Here is a 14821-nt window from a genome sequence, read left to right as displayed (position 1 = left end):
CGGGCCGGGCTACAGCCGGCCGTCCACCGCAGCGGGCGGCAGCAGGCTCTTGATGTCGAACACGACGCAGTTCTCGCGGCCGTAGCGGCGGATGTCCGCGTCGCCGTGGCCGAGGAAATCCCGGTGCGCCACGGCCAGCACGATGGCGTCGTAGGCGTGCCGGGCGGGGGCGTCGATCGGGGCGACGCCGAGCTTCTGCCGGGCCTCCTCAGGGTCGGCCCAGGGGTCGTACACGTCCACTTGGGCATGCGCCGTTTCGAGTTCACGCACGATTTCCACCACGCGCGTGTTGCGCAGGTCCGGGCAGTTCTCCTTGAAGGTCAGCCCCAGGATCAGGATGCGCGAGTCGACCACGTGGATGCGCTTGTTCGCCATCAGGCGCATCACCTGGTGCGCCACGTACAACCCCATGCGGCTGTTGATGCGCCGCGCGGCGAGGATCAGCTCGGGGTGATAGCCGAGGATGGTCGCCTTGTGCGTGAGGTAGTACGGGTCCACGCCGATGCAGTGGCCGCCGACCAGGCCGGGCTTGAACGGCAGGAAGTTCCACTTGGTGCCGGCGGCGTCGAGCACGTCCTGGGTGTCGATGCCCATGGTGTTGAAGATCATCGCCAGTTCGTTCACCAGCGCTATGTTGACGTCGCGCTGGGTGTTCTCGATCACCTTGGCCGCCTCGGCCACCTTGATGCTGGGCGCCTTGTGCGTGCCGGCGGCGATGATGCGGCGGTACAGCGCGTCGACGAAGTCGGCGGTCTCCGGGGTGGAACCGGAGGTGATCTTGGTGATCGTGGGCAACCGGTGCAGCTTGTCGCCAGGGTTGATCCGCTCCGGGCTGTAGCCGCAGGTGAAGTCGTGGTTGAAGCGCAGCCCGGAGGCGCGCTCCAGCACCGGCACGCAGATTTCCTCGGTGGTGCCGGGGTAGACGGTGGATTCGTAGATCACCACGTCGCCGCGCTTGAGCACGCCGCCGATGCTGGCGCTGGCGCTCTCCAGCGGGCGCATGTCCGGCCGGTTCGCCTCGTCCACCGGAGTGGGCACGGTGACGATGAACACGTTGCAGCGTGCGAGGTCGCGCACGTCGGTGGTGAAGCTGAGCCGACCGGCCGCGGCGAGTTCCCCGGCGGGGGTTTCGAGCGTGTGGTCATGGCCCCGCCGCAGTTCGTCAACCCGGCTGGCGCTGGTGTCGAAGCCGATGGTGTCCAACTGCTTGCCGAACTCCACCGCAAGCGGCAGCCCGACGTAGCCGAGCCCGACGAGGGCGATCCTGGGTTCGTTCAAGTGCGTATTCCCTGTTGCCGACGGCGGCGCATCGTGCGGCGCGCGGTCCGGCGGCGAACATACCAGCGATGCGCGCTGCTGTCGCTTGTTCGGCGTGCATTCAATGGAACATCAAGTTGATCGCGAGCAGGGTGACGACGAGGACCAGCAAGGTCAGCGGCAGGCCCACGCGCAGGAAGTCCTTGCCCTTGTAGCCGCCGGGGCCGGTGACCATCATCAGCGCGGGGTGGCCGGAGCTGAGCAGGAAGGTGTTGGAGGAGGACACCGCCACAATCAACGCGTAGGCCGACGGATTACCGCCGGTGGCGACGGCCACGCTGATCGCGATCGGCACCATCATCACGGTGGCGCCCACGTTGGACATCACCTGCGAGAACAGCAGGGTGAGCACGGCCAGCACCAGTTGCAGCAGGTAGGGCGAGGAGTTGCCCAGGTAGTGCAGTACCTGCTGCGCCAGCCACGCAGCGGTGCCGGTGGCGTCCATCGACCAGCCCAGCGGGATCAGGCAGGCGATCAGGAAGACGGTTTTCCAGTTCACCGCCTTGTACGCCTCGTCCATGTTCAGCACGCCGGTCAGCAGCATCGCGATGGCGCCGGTCATCATCGCGATCGACAGGTCGAGGTTGGTGAACAACGCCAGGCTCTGGGCCATCAGGAAGAAACCCACTGCCTGCCAGATCTTGCCGGGGCGCTGCTGCTCCTTCGGGATGTCGGTGACGACGACCAGGTCCTTGTCTTCCGCGGCCAGTGCCAGGTCGCGCCAGTTGCTGTGCAGCACCACGGTGTCGCCGGCGCGCAGGCTGACCGAGCGCACGTCGTCGCGGAATACCTGGTCGCCGCGGTTCACCGCCAGCACCGAGATGCCGAAGCGCTTGCGCAGGCGCAGCTCGCCCACGGTGTGCTTGATGAAGCGCGACACCGGCGGGATCACCACCTCCGAAATGCCGGCGCGGGTGGGGTTGAACAGCTCGCCGAGCTGGCGCATGCGGGTGGACAGCCGGCACAGCTGGTTGTTGGCGAACTGGTTCAGCTGCTCGCGCGGGCCGAGCACGCCGAGCACCGAGCCCACCCAGATCACGTGGTCGGCCGGCGGCGCCATGCGCGCGTCGTTGCCGCTCTTGATCGCCAGGATCAGCGGCGCCTCGTGCAACTGCTCGACCTCGCCGATGCTCATGCCGACCAGCGGGCTTTCCGCGGTGACGGTGAGTTCGGCGGTCTCGCCGACGATGCCGTAGGTCTCGGCGAAGTAGCTCTCGGTGCGCCCCGGCGTCACCTTCAGTCGTTCGTCCTCGTGTCCGGGCAGCAGCTTGCTGCCGAAGAAGTAGAAATACGCCACGCCAAGCAAGGCCAGCGCCAGGCCGATCGGAGTCACGCTGAACAGGCCGAATTTGGGGATGGTGTGCGCGCCGGGCATCAGGTTGGCGTTGGCGCTGGCGATCAGGTCGTTCAGCACGATCAGCGAGGAGTTCGCGATCAGCGTGGTGTTGGTGGCGGTGAGGATGCAGAACGCCATCGGCAGCAGCAGCCGCGACAACGGCACGCCGGTGCGCGCGGCCAGCCGGCTGGACACCGGGATCATCAGCGCGGCCAGCGCCTGGCTGGGGATCACCGCGCTGAACAGGCTGGCCACCAGGTTGATCACCACGCCCAGCCGCGACTCCACGCCGCGCGCCATGTGCATCACGAAGTTCGCGGTGAGGTTGAGCACGCCGGCGCGGTCCAGCCCCTCGCCCATGATCATGATCGCGATGATCGCGATTACCGCGTTGCCGGCGAAGCCGTTGAACACCCGGTCGGCGGGAATCAATCCGGTGAGGCCGATCACCACCACCACCAGCAGCGCCACCATGTCGGCGCGGATCCACTCCATCACCAGCATCAGCATGGTGAAGCCCACCAGCCCGAGCACCAGGATCATTTCGGGGGTGAGCGAGAGCGCCACTAGCTGACGTCCCGGCAGGGCAGCTGGCAATCATGGATACGGCGGGGCAGTGGGAACTTCACGCTGCGGTCGATTCGTCCCTGGGCGGATGAGCGCGAGTATAAGCGGGGTGGTGCGATGGCTGGTGAACCAAGGGCCAAGAGCGACCCCACCCCGGCCCTCCCCTGCGAGCAGGGGAGGGAGCACGGCGCGACGGCATGGAGGTGCCGGCTTTTTGCTCCCCTGCTCATCGCAGGGAAAGGCGCACAGCGTTTTGCTCCTCCCCCTGCTGGCAGGGGGAGGTCGGCGACCGAAGGGAGTCCTTTAGGTGAGGGGGTTACGCTCTTCGCCCATGCCAAGCGAAGGATTCGCCATGCACCTCAAATGGATCCGCGCCCGCCAGCTCCGCAACGACAGCACCGACGCCGAGCGCTGCCTGTGGTACTTCCTGCGCAGCGAGCAACTGGCTGGCCACAAATTCCGCCGCCAATATCCGCTGGCCGGTTACATCGTCGATTTCGTCTGCGTGCCCGCGCGACTGGTGATCGAGCTGGATGGCGGGCAGCACCTCGACGCACTGGCGTACGACCAGCGGCGCACCGAGGCCTTGCAGCGTGAGGGTTATCGCGTGCTGCGCTTCTGGAACGACGACGTGCTGTTGCGCACGCAGGATGTGCTGGCGGAGATTTTTCGGGTGCTTGAAGAAAGATCAAAAGCCTGACCCCACCCCAACCCTCCCTGCGACCGAAGGAAGTCCCTTTAGGGGCAAGCAGGGGAGGAAGTGCAGCAGGCGGGCCGGGTAGCTTTTCTTCCTCCCTCTGCGCAGTAGGGGGGACACCGCCGCTCTGCTCCTCCCCCTGCGAAGTAAGGGGAGGTTGGGAGGGGGTCAGGCTCTGCGGTAAAGCAGATCCCACACCCCATGCCCCAGCTTCAGCCCGCGCCGCTCGAAGTGGGTCTCGATGCGCCATGCAGGCTTCTCGGCGTACTCGCCAGGGCCAGTAGCGTTGCGCCAGTCGGGCGCCGCTTCCATCACCTCCAGCATGTGCTCGGCGTAGGGCTGCCAGTCGGTGGCCAGGTGCAGCAGGCCGCCGTTTTCCATGCGCGAGGCGAGCAGGGCGACGAATTCGGGCTGGATCAGGCGGCGTTTATGGTGGCGCTTCTTGTGCCACGGGTCGGGGAACCAGATGCGCGCCTCGGCCAGCGTGCCCGGGGCGATCTCGTGCTGCAGCACTTCCACGGCGTCGTGCTTGTACAGCCGCACGTTCTGCGCGTTGCGCGCGGCCAGCGCGTTCATCAGGCGGCCCACGCCGGGGCCGTGCACTTCCACGCCGATGAAGTCACGCGCCAGGTCGTGCTCGCTGGCCCAGGCCAGTGCTTCGCCGTTGCCGAAGCCGATTTCCAGCACGCGCGGCGCGGCGCGGCCGAAGTTCGCAGCGAAGTCGTGCGGGGCGCCCCGGTAGTCGATGCCGTAGCGGGACCACAGCGTGTCGAATGCACGCTGCTGCGCCGGTGTCATGCGCCCTTCGCGCAGCACGAAGCTGCGGATGCGGCGCATGTATTCAGGGGTGGAGTCGTCGATCGTCGGCATCCGAGCATTGTAGAGCTTTGCCCCACCCCAGCCTCCCCTGCGAGCGGGGGAGGACAACCGCTTAGTGCGCTGCCTCTCCCCCGCACGCAGGGGAGTGGAGCCATGCTCGCGGGTTCAGTGCTCTCCCTGGTCCTCACGCACCTGCCGCTTGGGGTTGGGCGCCTCGCCGCGTTGTGGCTGCCGTGTTTCGGCGCGCGGCTGCGGCATGGCGTGCGGCTCCGGCATGGCGTGCGGCTCCGGCATGGCGCGGGGTTCTGGCATCGCACGTTGCGGCGGCTGGTAGCGCGGCATCGGTTCGCTGCGGTCCGGGGCGGGCAGCGGGCGCGGCGCTTCGTGCACGTACTCGCGCGGCGCGGGTTCGGGCCGCTGGAAGCGCGGCGCGGCCGGTTCGCGCAACGTCGGCTCCATCGGCTGCGGGCGTTGCTGCTGCATGGCGCGTTCGGACGGGTAGCGCTGCACGCGAGCATCGTCCGCCGGCGTGGGCAGGCGGCGGGATTCGGCGCCACGGATCGGCGCCGGCTCCGACGGCAGCGGGCGGTTGTCGGGGATTGCGCGCGACCGCCCTTCGGCGGCGGGCGCGATGTAGCTGACACCCGGACGCGGCATCGCCTCGGGGCGGTTCGCGTCGTCGCGTCCACGCGGATGGGCGAAGCGGGCCGAGCGCAGTTCGGCAGCGTCGCGCGACATCTGCGGCCGGTCCCCGGGGTCGGCCGCGGTGATGCGCGGAGCGACCGGAAGCTGCCCGGGCATGGTCGCCGGCCGGCGCGGGCTGGCGTCGTTGCGATCGGTCAGGTCGGGGCGCTGGCTGCGCCCGGGCCGGCCCATGTCGTCGAGCACGCGCACGTTGCTGCGCGGCGTGGCGAAGCGATTGTCGCCGGGGCGGGGGAAGGCGGCCTCGCGGGGCGCCGGGGGTGCGCGTCGCGCCACCACCTCACGGTCGAAGCCGCCGGCGGGCAGGTCGCGTGCGTGCGCACTGCGCGGCGGCCGGTCGGCGTTTTCCTGCGGGCGCAAGCGGTCGATGCCGCGCACCGGTACCGGTGCGCCGGCGAGCTTGCGCGGATCGACATCGAGCAGGTCGCGTTGCACGCGGTGTCCTTCAGCGAAGCTGCGGCCGGGTACGGCGGTGAAGCCGCGCGGCGCCATGCGGTTGGCGTAGCTGGCGTCGCGGAGCGGACGGCCTGTGCGGTAGTAGTTGTACTGGTTGTTGATGTTGTTGATGACGGTGGTGCGGTTGACGGTGTTGTGCACGTAGATGTTGGTGACGTTGACGCGCGTGTAGTAGCTGCGGTCGCAGCGGTACCACGGGTTGTAGACCTCGCCCGGGCCGAGCGGGAACCAGCCCACCGGCGCGCTGCCGATGCCGATCGACCAGCCGCCGCCGCCGACGAAGGCCACCAGCGCCGGCGCGTAGACCGGGCGCACCTCGAGCGGGCCCGGGATCCAGCCCCAGCCGCCGCCGAGGTAGGCCCAGCGGCCGTAGTGGTAGGGCGCGAAGCCCCACGGCGCGTCGTCCACCCAGGTCCAGCCCCACGGCGCGATGTACGCCCAGTGGCCGCTGCGGTACGGCGCCCAGTCGACGCCGACGTCGGAGGGGTACCACACCGCGCCGTACTCGCGGGTTTCCCGCCAGCTGCCGTAGCGGTCGAGGTCCTGGTAGCCCACCACGTCATCGGACACGTAGCGGCGGCTGGACGAGCGCGTGTAGCGGCGGTCGCGCTGGCTGGCCCAGTCGTCGAACGCGTCGCCGCCGGCGTCGTCGGTGATCGTCACCGAGGCCAGGCTGGAGTCGGTGAAGAGGTAGCTGCGGCCGGGGTTGATCGGGCGCTGCGCATTGTTCTCGCCGAACACGGTGGCGCGGCCATCGAGCGCGGTGACCCGGGTGCTGCCGTCGCGATCGTCGACGTCGACGCGGAAGGTGCCGGGCTGGTCGGCCACCAGCGCCACCGTCGGAGTGTCGATCTCGTAGCTCTGGCCGTCGTCGAGGCGGCGCACGGTGAGGCTGAGCGTGCCCTGGGTCAGCTCGAGTTGGGCCAGGTTGTCGTTGAGGTCGAGCAGGCCGAAGTCGGTCCGCCCGTCCATGCGCAGCGTGCCGCCGCCGAACTCCAGTTCGGCGCGCGCGCCGCGGGCGGTGGACAGTTTGTCGCCGCGGGTCAGCGGGCGGTTGATGTTGGCGTCGCTCCAGTCTTTCGCGCCGGCAGGCAGAAAGCCGAGGTCGCCGGCGATGTACGACAGTCGCGCCACCCGGCTCGGCGGATCGGCGCGGTCGTTGGCGCCGCCCTGCGCGTGGGCCAGGCCGGCGACCAGGCACAGCAGCATCAGCGCCAGCGCTTGCCAGCGGCGGCGCCACGAAACGGGGAACTTGGCAAACCTGGGCATGCGGCTCTCCTTGGGGAGTGCGTATGAGGCTGGAGCGGGGCGGGCGTTCGTCATGGTGCGGTCAACGTGCATTGTCAGGCCGGCGATGACGGCCGCCAGAGTGTCCGCAGAGGGCTGTTCAGCACGCGTTGGGCGCCGTGCCCACTTGTGCATGCGGGCGCCTTTCGCAAGAGCCTCACCCCCTCCTGACCTCCCCCTGCGATGCAGGGGGAGGGACCGGGCGTGGAGTTGCGCGCTTCGCCCCCTCCCCTGCATGGCAGGGGAGGGCCGGGGTGGGGTGCTCTTCGTCGCGAGGCCGGGGTCGTGAAGCGGCGCGCCCTGCTCCCTCCCCTGCATGGCAGGGGAGGGCCGGGGTGGGGTGCTCTTCGCTCCCCCGAGCTTTCCAACCACGCGAATCCCGGGTTACCATCCGTGCGCCCGGCGGGTGTAGCTCAATGGTAGAGCTGTAGCTTCCCAAGCTACTGACGAGGGTTCGATTCCCTTCACCCGCTCCACTCCCCGGTCGCCGAACATCCCGAAACCCTATGGCGGATCTGATCACCGCGGCCCTGACGACCTTGGGCTGGCGCGAGCGGCTGGCGTTGCCGCAATTGGGCATCGGCATGCTCAAGGCCAAGCTCGACACCGGAGCGCGCAGCAGTTCGCTGCATGTGGATACCCTCGAAGAATTCCAGCGCGACGGCGTGACCTGGCTGCGCTTCACGCTCCATGTCGGGCGGCGCCAGCCGGTGGAAACCCGTTGCGAGGCGCCGGCGTGGGATCGCCGCGCGGTCACCGACACCGGCGGGCGGCGCACCGAGCGCTGGTTCATCCGCAGCGAGGTACAACTGGCTGGGCAGCGCTTCAGCGTCGACATCAACCTGATCGATCGCCGGCATATGCTGTTTCCGATGCTGCTGGGCCGCAGTGCGCTGAACGGGCGCTTTGCGGTGGACCCGGCACGCTCCTACACCCAGCCGCGCCCGCTGCTTGCAACCACGGACCTTCGATGACCCGCCCATGAAGATTGCGATCCTCTCGCGCAACACCCGGCTCTATTCGACCAAGCGTCTGGTCGAGGCGGCGCGCGTGCGCGGGCACGTGGTGCGCGTGTTCGATCCGTTGCGCTGCTACGTGCGCGTCGCACCGGGCGCCTCGTCGATCCGCTACAAGGGCAGGGAGGTGCGCGACATCGACGCGGTGATCCCGCGCATCGGTACCACCAGCACGTTCTACGGCACCGCGGTGCTGCGCCAGCTGGAAATGATGGGCGTGTACACGCCGAACCCGTCCGACGCGGTGCTGCGCGCGCGCGACAAGCTGCGCTGCCTGCAGATCCTCGCCGCGCAGGGCATCGACATGCCGGTGACGGTGTTCGGCGACAACCCGGACGACGCCGACGACGTGCTGGCCCTGCTCGGCGATCCGCCGCACGTGATCAAGCTCAACGAGGGCAGCCAGGGCACCGGCGTGGTGCTGGCCGAGAAGCGTGCCGCCTCGCAGAGCGTGATCGAGGCGTTCCGCGGGCTATACGCGAACTTCCTGGTGCAGGAGTTCGTGGCCGAGGCGAAGGGCAGCGACCTGCGCTGCTTCGTGGTCGGCAAGAAGGTGGTGGCGGCGATGCAGCGCGACGCCACGCCGGGCGATTTTCGCGCCAATCTGCACCGCGGCGGCACTGCGATGGCGGCTACGCTGAGCGTCGAGGAGAAACGCATCGCCGTGCGCGCGGCCGGCGCGCTGGGGCTGGGCATCGCCGGCGTCGATCTACTCCGCTCGAAGCGTGGCCCGCTGCTGCTGGAAGTGAATGCCTCGCCTGGGCTGGAAGGCATCGAGGCCGCCACCGGCGTCGACGTGGCCGGCGCGGTGGTGGAGCTGCTGGAGGCGCAGGCGCGCGAAGTGCCTGCCGAGACCCGCCCGCATCGCAAGCCGGTCAGGGCCTGAGCTGCCATTGCACGATGGCATCACGGCCGGATGAGCACGGGTTAACCGCACCGTAACCCGGCACCCCCTATAAAGCGGGCACTGTTTTTTGCGGTACCGCGGCCTGCGTGGCCCGGTGAGGCAGACAATGGTATCGGGGCAGTAGCTCTTGGGCCCGGGTGGGCGACGGCAAGTCGCGCATCCGGGCTTTTTTCTTGCCGTGCCAGTCCCCATTCAGTTTCACGGTGCCGCCGGCGCACCGGCTTCACCCAAGATTGTTAAGCTTGCAGCTCCAGCCGGCCCGTGCGCCGGCTGCGCAGGAGTGACCCATGCGCGTACTGGTAATCGAAGACAACAGCGATATCGCCACCAACATCGGCGACTATCTGGAAGACCGCGGCCACGTGGTGGATTTCGCCGGTGACGGCGTGACCGGCCTGCATCTGGCGGTGGTGCACGATTTCGACGTGATCGTGCTCGATCTCACCCTGCCTGGCATGGACGGCCTGGAAGTCGCGCGCAAGCTGCGCCACGAGGCGCACAAGCAGACCCCGATCCTGATGCTGACCGCGCGCGACGCGCTGGAACAGAAGCTGACCGGTTTCGAATCCGGCGCCGACGACTACATGACCAAGCCGTTCGCGCTGCAGGAGCTGGCGGCGCGGCTGGAAGTGCTGGCGCGCCGCGGCAAGGGCCCGCAGAGCCGCGTGCTGAAGGTGGCCGACCTCACCTTCAACCTGGACACGCTCACGGTGAACCGCGAAGGCAAGTCGATCCAGCTCAACCCGATCGGCCTGAAGCTGCTGCAAGCGCTGATGGAGGCGAGCCCGTCGGTGGTCACCCGGCAGGACCTGGAGCAGCGCGTGTGGGGCGAGGAACTGCCCGACAGCGACAGCTTGCGCGTGCACATCCACGGCCTGCGCGCGGCGATCGACAAACCCTTCGACAAGCCGCTGATCCACACGCGGCACGGCATTGGCTATCGGATGGTCGAGCCGGATGCAATCCAGGCGTAAGCTGCGGTTCCGCCTCGTCGTCTCCTTCGCGCTGTTCGGCTTCGGCCTCAGCGCGTTGTTTGCGTTTGCGGCGTTGAACATCCGCACGCGGGTGGAGGATCAGCTGGTCAATGCCAGCCTGATGGACGACGCCAAGTGGGCGAATCAGCAGGCGCGCGAGCATCCCGGTGCCCCCAGCGGCTCCCGCTTGCTCACCGGCACCGTGCTCAGTGACCGCACCTTGTACAAGGCACCGCTCACCTGGCAGAGCCTCAAAAACGGGGTGCACGACATTTTCGAACCAGGACCGGACGGCAAGGAGCACCATTACAAGCTCGCCGTTTATCGCGAAGGCGGCATCATCAGCTTTCTGCAATATGACGTGTCGCGCGAAGAGCTCGGCAAGCAGCAACTGCTCTTCAGCGTGATCGGCGCGGTATTCCTGTTTGGCCTGCTCTCGCTGGTACTCGGCCTGTGGCTGTCGCGCAAGGTGCTCAAGCCGGTCAGCGAGCTGGCCAACCGCCTGCGCGATTTTCGCAAGGCCGGCAAGGCCGAGCCGCTGGCGCCGCATTTCGCCGACGACGAAGTGGGCGAGCTGGCGCACGCGCTCGACGAGTACTCGGCGCGGCTCACCGCGATGGTCGAGCGCGACCGCGAATTCAATTCCGACGTCAGCCACGAGCTGCGCACGCCGCTGGCGGTGATCGCCTCCACCACCGAACTGTTGCAGGGCTCACCCGACCTCACGCCCAAGCTCGCCGAACGCCTCAAGCGCATCGAGCGCGCCTCGCGCCAGGCCACCGAACTGATCGAGGCGCTGCTGCTATTGTCGCGCGCCGAGCGACGCGGGCCTACCCGCGGCGAGACCACCGAGGTGGGCAAGGTCGCCGCCGACGTGATCGAGAGCCAGCGCCCGCAGATGCGCGGCAAGCCGCTGACCATCGAGCTTGCCGTCAGCGCGCCGGTCAGCGTCAACGCGCCGGCCTCGGTGCTGTCGGTGGCGCTGACCAACCTAGTCGGCAACGCGATCAAGTACACGCTGGAGGGCAGCGTGCGCGTCGAAGTGGGCGATGGCCGCATCGAGGTGATCGACACCGGCCCCGGGATCAAGCCGGAGGACGCCGAGCGGCTGTTCCAGCGCGGCGTGCGCGGCGAAGGCGCCGGCGGCAGCGGCGCCGGCCTGGGCTTGGCGATCGTGCGCCGGCTGTGCGAGCTGTACGGCTGGGACGTGTCGATGCGCCCGCGCAACGACGCCAACGGGGCGATTGCCAGCATCAGGTTCGGTTGACGCCGCAAGCTCCTCCCCCTTGCCATGAGGGGGAGGTTGGCGACCGCAGGGAGTCCTTCAGGTGGTGGGTTGTCCGGGTTTGCCGGGAGCGGAGATCAAGAGCGACCCCACCCCGACCCTCCCCTGCGATGCAAGGGAGGGAGTACAGCGGCTCCTCCCCGTCAAGCAGGGGAGCACCGCGGCTTTGCTCCTCCCCCTGCTAGCAGGGGGAGGGCCGGGAGGGGGTCGCTTTTGATGTTGGCTTGGCGAAGAGCGACCCCGCCCCAGCTCCCCCCTGCTGCGCAGGGGGGCAACACGTCACACCTGCTCCAGCCAGCCCCACTTGTCGTGGGTGCGGCCGTCGAACAGGCCGAAGAACAGTTCCTGCAGGCGCAGGGTCACGCGGCCGGCCTTGCCGGTGCCGACCTGCTTGCCGTCGACCGCGCGGATCGGGGTGATTTCGGCGGCGGTGCCGCACATCAGCACTTCCTCGGCGAGGTAGAGGTATTCGCGCGGGATGTCGCGCTCGACCACCTCGATACCGTCTTCGCGGGCCAGCGTCATCAGCGTGTTGCGAGTGATGCCGGTGAGCAGCGAGGCGCTGGCCGGCGGCGTGTGCAGCACGCCGTCGAAGACCAGGAACAGGTTCTCGCCGGCGCCTTCGCTGAGCAGACCGGTGGAAGCCAGCGCAATGCCTTCGCCGAAGCCCAGGCGGCGCGCCTCGCGCGCGATCAGCTGACCGGACAGGTAATTGCCGCCGGCCTTGGCGCCGGCCGGGATGGTGTTCGGCGCGAAGCGCTGCCAGCTCGACACGCAGGCGTCGATGCCGTTCTGCAGCGCTTCGGCGCCGAGGTACGGGCCCATCTGCCAGGCGGCCACCGCCATGTCGATCGGGGTTTCGGCGGAGAGGCCGAAGCCGCCCAGTCCGCGATACGCCAGCGGGCGCAGGTAGGAAGCGCCCAGGCCGTTCCGGCGGATGACTTCACGACAGGCCGCGGCCAGTTCGTCGGCGGTGTACGGCAGCGCCATGTCGTAGATCTTGGCGGACATGTACAGCCGGTTCAGGTGGTCGGTGAGGCGGAAGATCGCCGCGCCGTCGGGCGTGGCGTAGCTGCGGATGCCCTCGAACACCGACGAGCCGTAGTTCAGCGCATGCGACATCACGTGGGTGGTCGCCTCGGCCCAGGGCTTGATGCTGCCGTTCTGCCAGATCCATTCGGGGTATTGCTGGGCCATGTCGGTTCTCCGTTGGGGACCGCCCATGATAACTGCTGGTCGCCGGGGTGGCGTCAATGGCTGCGTCAATTCGCGCTGCGCAGCCACAGGCAGCCGGCCTGGCGTACGAGGTCGAAACGCAGTTCGCGCGGGACGCCGCTGCCCTCGTTGCCGGCGGTATGCAGCACCAGTTGCTCGCCGGGCGATGGCGTCGCGGGTGCGGTGTCCGTCACTGGTGGGGTGTCGATGCTGGCGGCAGGGGCCGGTGTGGCGCCGCCCGGCAAGTCCACGTCCAGCAGCGGCTGCTTCATCAGTTCGGCCAGCGAACGGATGTCCGCGATCACCGCACCGCGGCCGTAACCGTCCCACAGCATCAGGCCGGCGAGGCGGTTGGCGTCACGGCTGGCGAACGCGTCGATCACGCTCTGGCGCAATTCGCCTGGGCTGGCGGCGCACAGGATCGGCGGCGGCTCCCGCAGCGACGCGGCCTGCACGGGCGGGTCGTCCGGGTTGACCGGACTGGCTTGCAGCGCCGTGCAGGGCTGGTCGGTGAACACCGCGCCACCGTTCGCGCCGATGCAGCGATGGATCGGCGACTGTGCCGCGACCGGAGCAGTGACGGCCAGCAGTATCAATGGAAGCAGGGCGGCCAGGCGGTACATCGCGCCAGCATATCCGCCGCGCGGATCAAAAAAGTTGCTGCAGCACCGCCTGGGTCGCCTTCGCCCGGTTCAGCGTGTAGAAGTGCAGCCCGGGCGCGCCGCCGTCGAGCAGGCGCCGGCACAGCTGCGCCACCACCTCGGCACCGAGCGCGCGGATCGAGTCGGCGTCGTCGCCGTGGGCCTGCATGCGCTTGGCGATCCAGCGCGGGATCTCGGCTCCGCACAGGTCGGAGAAGCGCTTCAGCTGGCTGAAGTTCGCGATCGGCATGATGCCCGGCACGATCGGCACCTCGACGCCGAGCCGGTGCACGTCGTCGATGAAGCGGAAATACGCATCGGGGTTGAAGAAGTACTGGGTGATCGCACCGTTCGCGCCGGCGTCGATCTTCGCCTTGAAATGCCTGAGGTCGCACAGCGCGTCGTCGGCCTGCGGATGGGTTTCCGGGTACGCCGCCACCTCGATGTGGAAATGGTCGCCGCAGTGCTCGCGGATGAAGCCCACCAGTTCGGCGGCGTAGCGGAAGTCGCCCGCGCTGGCCATGCCCGAGGGCATGTCGCCACGCAACGCCACGAGGCGCCGGTAACCGGCGGCGCGGTAGCCGTCCAGCAGCGCGGCGATCTCCGCCCGCGTGCCGCCCATGCACGACAGGTGCGGCGCCACGTTGAAGCCATGCTGCGTGTGCAGCCGCGCCACGGTGTCGCCGGTGTAGCTGAGCGTGGAACCGCCGGCGCCGAAGGTGACCGAGGCATATTCCGGCCCGTGCGCCTTCAGCACCTGCGCCGCGCGGTCGAGCTGAGCGCGCTGCTCGTCGGTCTTGGGCGGGAAGAATTCGAAGCTGATGGCGGGCATGGGCGTCCTTCGCGGCGGCTGCGAGCAATTCTATACGTTCATCGCGATGGAAAGATAGACTTCCAGATGCGAGGCAGGGAAACCCCGCGTGATGTCCGCTTGCGCAGGCATGACGTCATCATCAATCGGGCATGGCTCCCGGCAGGAACAAGCGCCGCGTGCGCTACGCTGGGGTTTTCCATCGGCTCGGTCATGTCCATCGTCCTCACCCCGTTCGCCCGTGCCCGCCTGTTTCCGCGCGAGCGGCGCGGCAACACTATCCAGGACTGCAGTCCCGAAGCGTTCCAGCAGCGCCTGAACGACGAGCCGCCGTCGCGCGTGCTGGATGGCTACGCGCCGTTCTGCAAACTGCACGTGCACCGCAACTGGACCACCACGCGCTGCCTCACCGTGCCGATTACCGAGGCCAACCGCCACCGGCTGCGCAGCGCCTACGAGGCACGCACCAAGGCCGAACTGCCGGTGCTGGTGCGCTGGTTCGAGGGCGTGGAATCACCGGTGGCGAACTGGCTGATTCCGATCCTCTACAGCCGCGAGCAGCTGGCGAAGGAAGGCGAGCCGATCGACGCCGACTGGGGCATCGTCGGCTGCCTCTACACCATGGAGCCCGAGGAAATCCCGATGGCGCCGATCACCATGCTGCGCAACGCGCTGGGCGTGGACGAGGGCGGCTCCGGCGTGCCGCTGGACCGCGAGGCTTATCGGCGCAGCGTGGCGTTCTGGGAGACCAACGCGAACTGGCGGCCCTGATCCATCCGGGCGTTTTGATG

13 protein-coding genes and 1 tRNA gene are annotated in these 14821 nt (G+C 68.6%); 7 read left to right on the top strand and 7 right to left on the bottom strand.

The genetic code is table 11. The features are described from left to right. Nucleotides 1-9: 9 nt before the first annotated feature. Complete coding sequence (locus LRK53_RS16565) at nucleotides 10-1278, bottom strand: nucleotide sugar dehydrogenase (protein WP_027493203.1); 1269 nt, start codon at nucleotides 1276-1278, stop codon at nucleotides 10-12. A gap of 100 nt (nucleotides 1279-1378) precedes the next feature. Then, complete coding sequence (locus LRK53_RS16560; RefSeq protein ID WP_037089998.1) at nucleotides 1379-3196, bottom strand: SLC13 family permease; 1818 nt, start codon at nucleotides 3194-3196, stop codon at nucleotides 1379-1381. A gap of 376 nt (nucleotides 3197-3572) precedes the next feature. Here LRK53_RS16560 and LRK53_RS16555 point away from each other — a divergent pair, with 376 nt between their 5' ends. Continuing rightward, a complete protein-coding gene (locus LRK53_RS16555) occupies nucleotides 3573-3920 on the top strand; it encodes an endonuclease domain-containing protein (RefSeq protein WP_027493201.1) in 348 nt (115 codons plus the stop codon). 165 nt (nucleotides 3921-4085) lie between these two features. Here the strand turns inward: LRK53_RS16555 and trmB are convergent, their stop codons facing one another. Both trmB and LRK53_RS16545 read right to left on the bottom strand, forming a co-directional pair. Beyond that, nucleotides 4086-4787, bottom strand: coding sequence for a tRNA (guanosine(46)-N7)-methyltransferase TrmB (trmB, locus tag LRK53_RS16550; RefSeq protein WP_027493200.1), 702 nt, complete (start codon nucleotides 4785-4787; stop codon nucleotides 4086-4088). A 114-nt stretch (nucleotides 4788-4901) separates the two neighbouring features. After that, nucleotides 4902-7163 (bottom strand): FecR family protein, encoded by a 2262-nt coding sequence (locus tag LRK53_RS16545; protein WP_027493199.1) that lies wholly within the window; start codon nucleotides 7161-7163, stop codon nucleotides 4902-4904. 420 nt (nucleotides 7164-7583) lie between these two features. Here LRK53_RS16545 and LRK53_RS16540 point away from each other — a divergent pair. From LRK53_RS16540 to LRK53_RS16520, 5 genes are all read left to right on the top strand, one after another. Next, nucleotides 7584-7657: transfer RNA gene (locus tag LRK53_RS16540), tRNA-Gly, on the top strand. A 30-nt stretch (nucleotides 7658-7687) separates the two neighbouring features. Then, the gene (locus tag LRK53_RS16535) at nucleotides 7688-8155 is read left to right on the top strand and encodes an ATP-dependent zinc protease family protein (RefSeq protein ID WP_027493198.1); all 468 of its coding nucleotides are present in this window, start codon (nucleotides 7688-7690) and stop codon (nucleotides 8153-8155) included. A gap of 7 nt (nucleotides 8156-8162) precedes the next feature. Continuing rightward, the gene (rimK, locus tag LRK53_RS16530) at nucleotides 8163-9083 is read left to right on the top strand and encodes a 30S ribosomal protein S6--L-glutamate ligase (RefSeq protein WP_027493197.1); all 921 of its coding nucleotides are present in this window, start codon (nucleotides 8163-8165) and stop codon (nucleotides 9081-9083) included. A 308-nt stretch (nucleotides 9084-9391) separates the two neighbouring features. Continuing rightward, nucleotides 9392-10078, top strand: coding sequence for a response regulator transcription factor (locus tag LRK53_RS16525; RefSeq protein WP_008433707.1), 687 nt, complete (start codon nucleotides 9392-9394; stop codon nucleotides 10076-10078). Continuing rightward, nucleotides 10062-11345 carry a sensor histidine kinase gene (locus LRK53_RS16520; RefSeq protein WP_027493196.1) on the top strand — a complete coding sequence of 428 codons (1284 nt, stop codon included), beginning with the start codon at nucleotides 10062-10064 and terminating at the stop codon, nucleotides 11343-11345. The genes LRK53_RS16525 and LRK53_RS16520 overlap by 17 nt, the downstream gene beginning before the upstream one ends. A gap of 297 nt (nucleotides 11346-11642) precedes the next feature. On the opposite strand, the gene LRK53_RS16515 is transcribed toward LRK53_RS16520, so the two are convergent. From LRK53_RS16515 to metF, 3 genes are all read right to left on the bottom strand, one after another. Beyond that, nucleotides 11643-12560, bottom strand: a complete 918-nt coding sequence (locus tag LRK53_RS16515) for a branched-chain amino acid transaminase (RefSeq protein ID WP_027493195.1) — start codon at nucleotides 12558-12560, stop codon at nucleotides 11643-11645. A gap of 65 nt (nucleotides 12561-12625) precedes the next feature. Continuing rightward, entirely contained in the window at nucleotides 12626-13201 is a 576-nt protein-coding gene (locus tag LRK53_RS16510; protein WP_027493194.1) for a DUF4124 domain-containing protein, read from the bottom strand. A gap of 25 nt (nucleotides 13202-13226) precedes the next feature. Beyond that, nucleotides 13227-14051 (bottom strand): methylenetetrahydrofolate reductase [NAD(P)H], encoded by an 825-nt coding sequence (gene metF, locus LRK53_RS16505; protein ID WP_235642393.1) that lies wholly within the window; start codon nucleotides 14049-14051, stop codon nucleotides 13227-13229. 192 nt (nucleotides 14052-14243) lie between these two features. Between metF and LRK53_RS16500 the strand changes: the two genes are divergently transcribed. Next, nucleotides 14244-14801: a DUF3228 family protein gene (locus tag LRK53_RS16500; RefSeq protein WP_027493192.1), complete on the top strand. Its 558-nt coding sequence runs from the start codon at nucleotides 14244-14246 to the stop codon at nucleotides 14799-14801. The last annotated feature ends 20 nt before the right edge of the window (nucleotides 14802-14821 follow it).

Source organism: Rhodanobacter thiooxydans (genome assembly GCF_021545845.1).
Taxonomy (GTDB): Bacteria; Pseudomonadota; Gammaproteobacteria; order Xanthomonadales; family Rhodanobacteraceae; genus Rhodanobacter.
Note: the sequence above shows the minus strand (reverse complement) of the source record. Positions and strands in the feature narration are given on the sequence as shown.

Excerpts from the sequence above, each read along its gene's own strand:
- LRK53_RS16560 (WP_037089998.1), bottom strand. The coding sequence starts at position 3,196 with ATGATCCTGGTGCTCGGGCTGGTGGGCTTCACCATGCTGATGCTGGTG.
- LRK53_RS16555 (WP_027493201.1), top strand. The coding sequence starts at position 3,573 with ATGCACCTCAAATGGATCCGCGCCCGCCAGCTCCGCAACGACAGCACC.
- trmB (WP_027493200.1), bottom strand. The coding sequence starts at position 4,787 with ATGCCGACGATCGACGACTCCACCCCTGAATACATGCGCCGCATCCGC.
- LRK53_RS16545 (WP_027493199.1), bottom strand. The coding sequence starts at position 7,163 with ATGCCCAGGTTTGCCAAGTTCCCCGTTTCGTGGCGCCGCCGCTGGCAA.
- LRK53_RS16535 (WP_027493198.1), top strand. The coding sequence starts at position 7,688 with ATGGCGGATCTGATCACCGCGGCCCTGACGACCTTGGGCTGGCGCGAG.
- rimK (WP_027493197.1), top strand. The coding sequence starts at position 8,163 with ATGAAGATTGCGATCCTCTCGCGCAACACCCGGCTCTATTCGACCAAG.
- LRK53_RS16525 (WP_008433707.1), top strand. The coding sequence starts at position 9,392 with ATGCGCGTACTGGTAATCGAAGACAACAGCGATATCGCCACCAACATC.
- LRK53_RS16520 (WP_027493196.1), top strand. The coding sequence starts at position 10,062 with ATGCAATCCAGGCGTAAGCTGCGGTTCCGCCTCGTCGTCTCCTTCGCG.
- LRK53_RS16515 (WP_027493195.1), bottom strand. The coding sequence starts at position 12,560 with ATGGCCCAGCAATACCCCGAATGGATCTGGCAGAACGGCAGCATCAAG.
- LRK53_RS16510 (WP_027493194.1), bottom strand. The coding sequence starts at position 13,201 with ATGTACCGCCTGGCCGCCCTGCTTCCATTGATACTGCTGGCCGTCACT.
- metF (WP_235642393.1), bottom strand. The coding sequence starts at position 14,051 with ATGCCCGCCATCAGCTTCGAATTCTTCCCGCCCAAGACCGACGAGCAG.
- LRK53_RS16500 (WP_027493192.1), top strand. The coding sequence starts at position 14,244 with ATGTCCATCGTCCTCACCCCGTTCGCCCGTGCCCGCCTGTTTCCGCGC.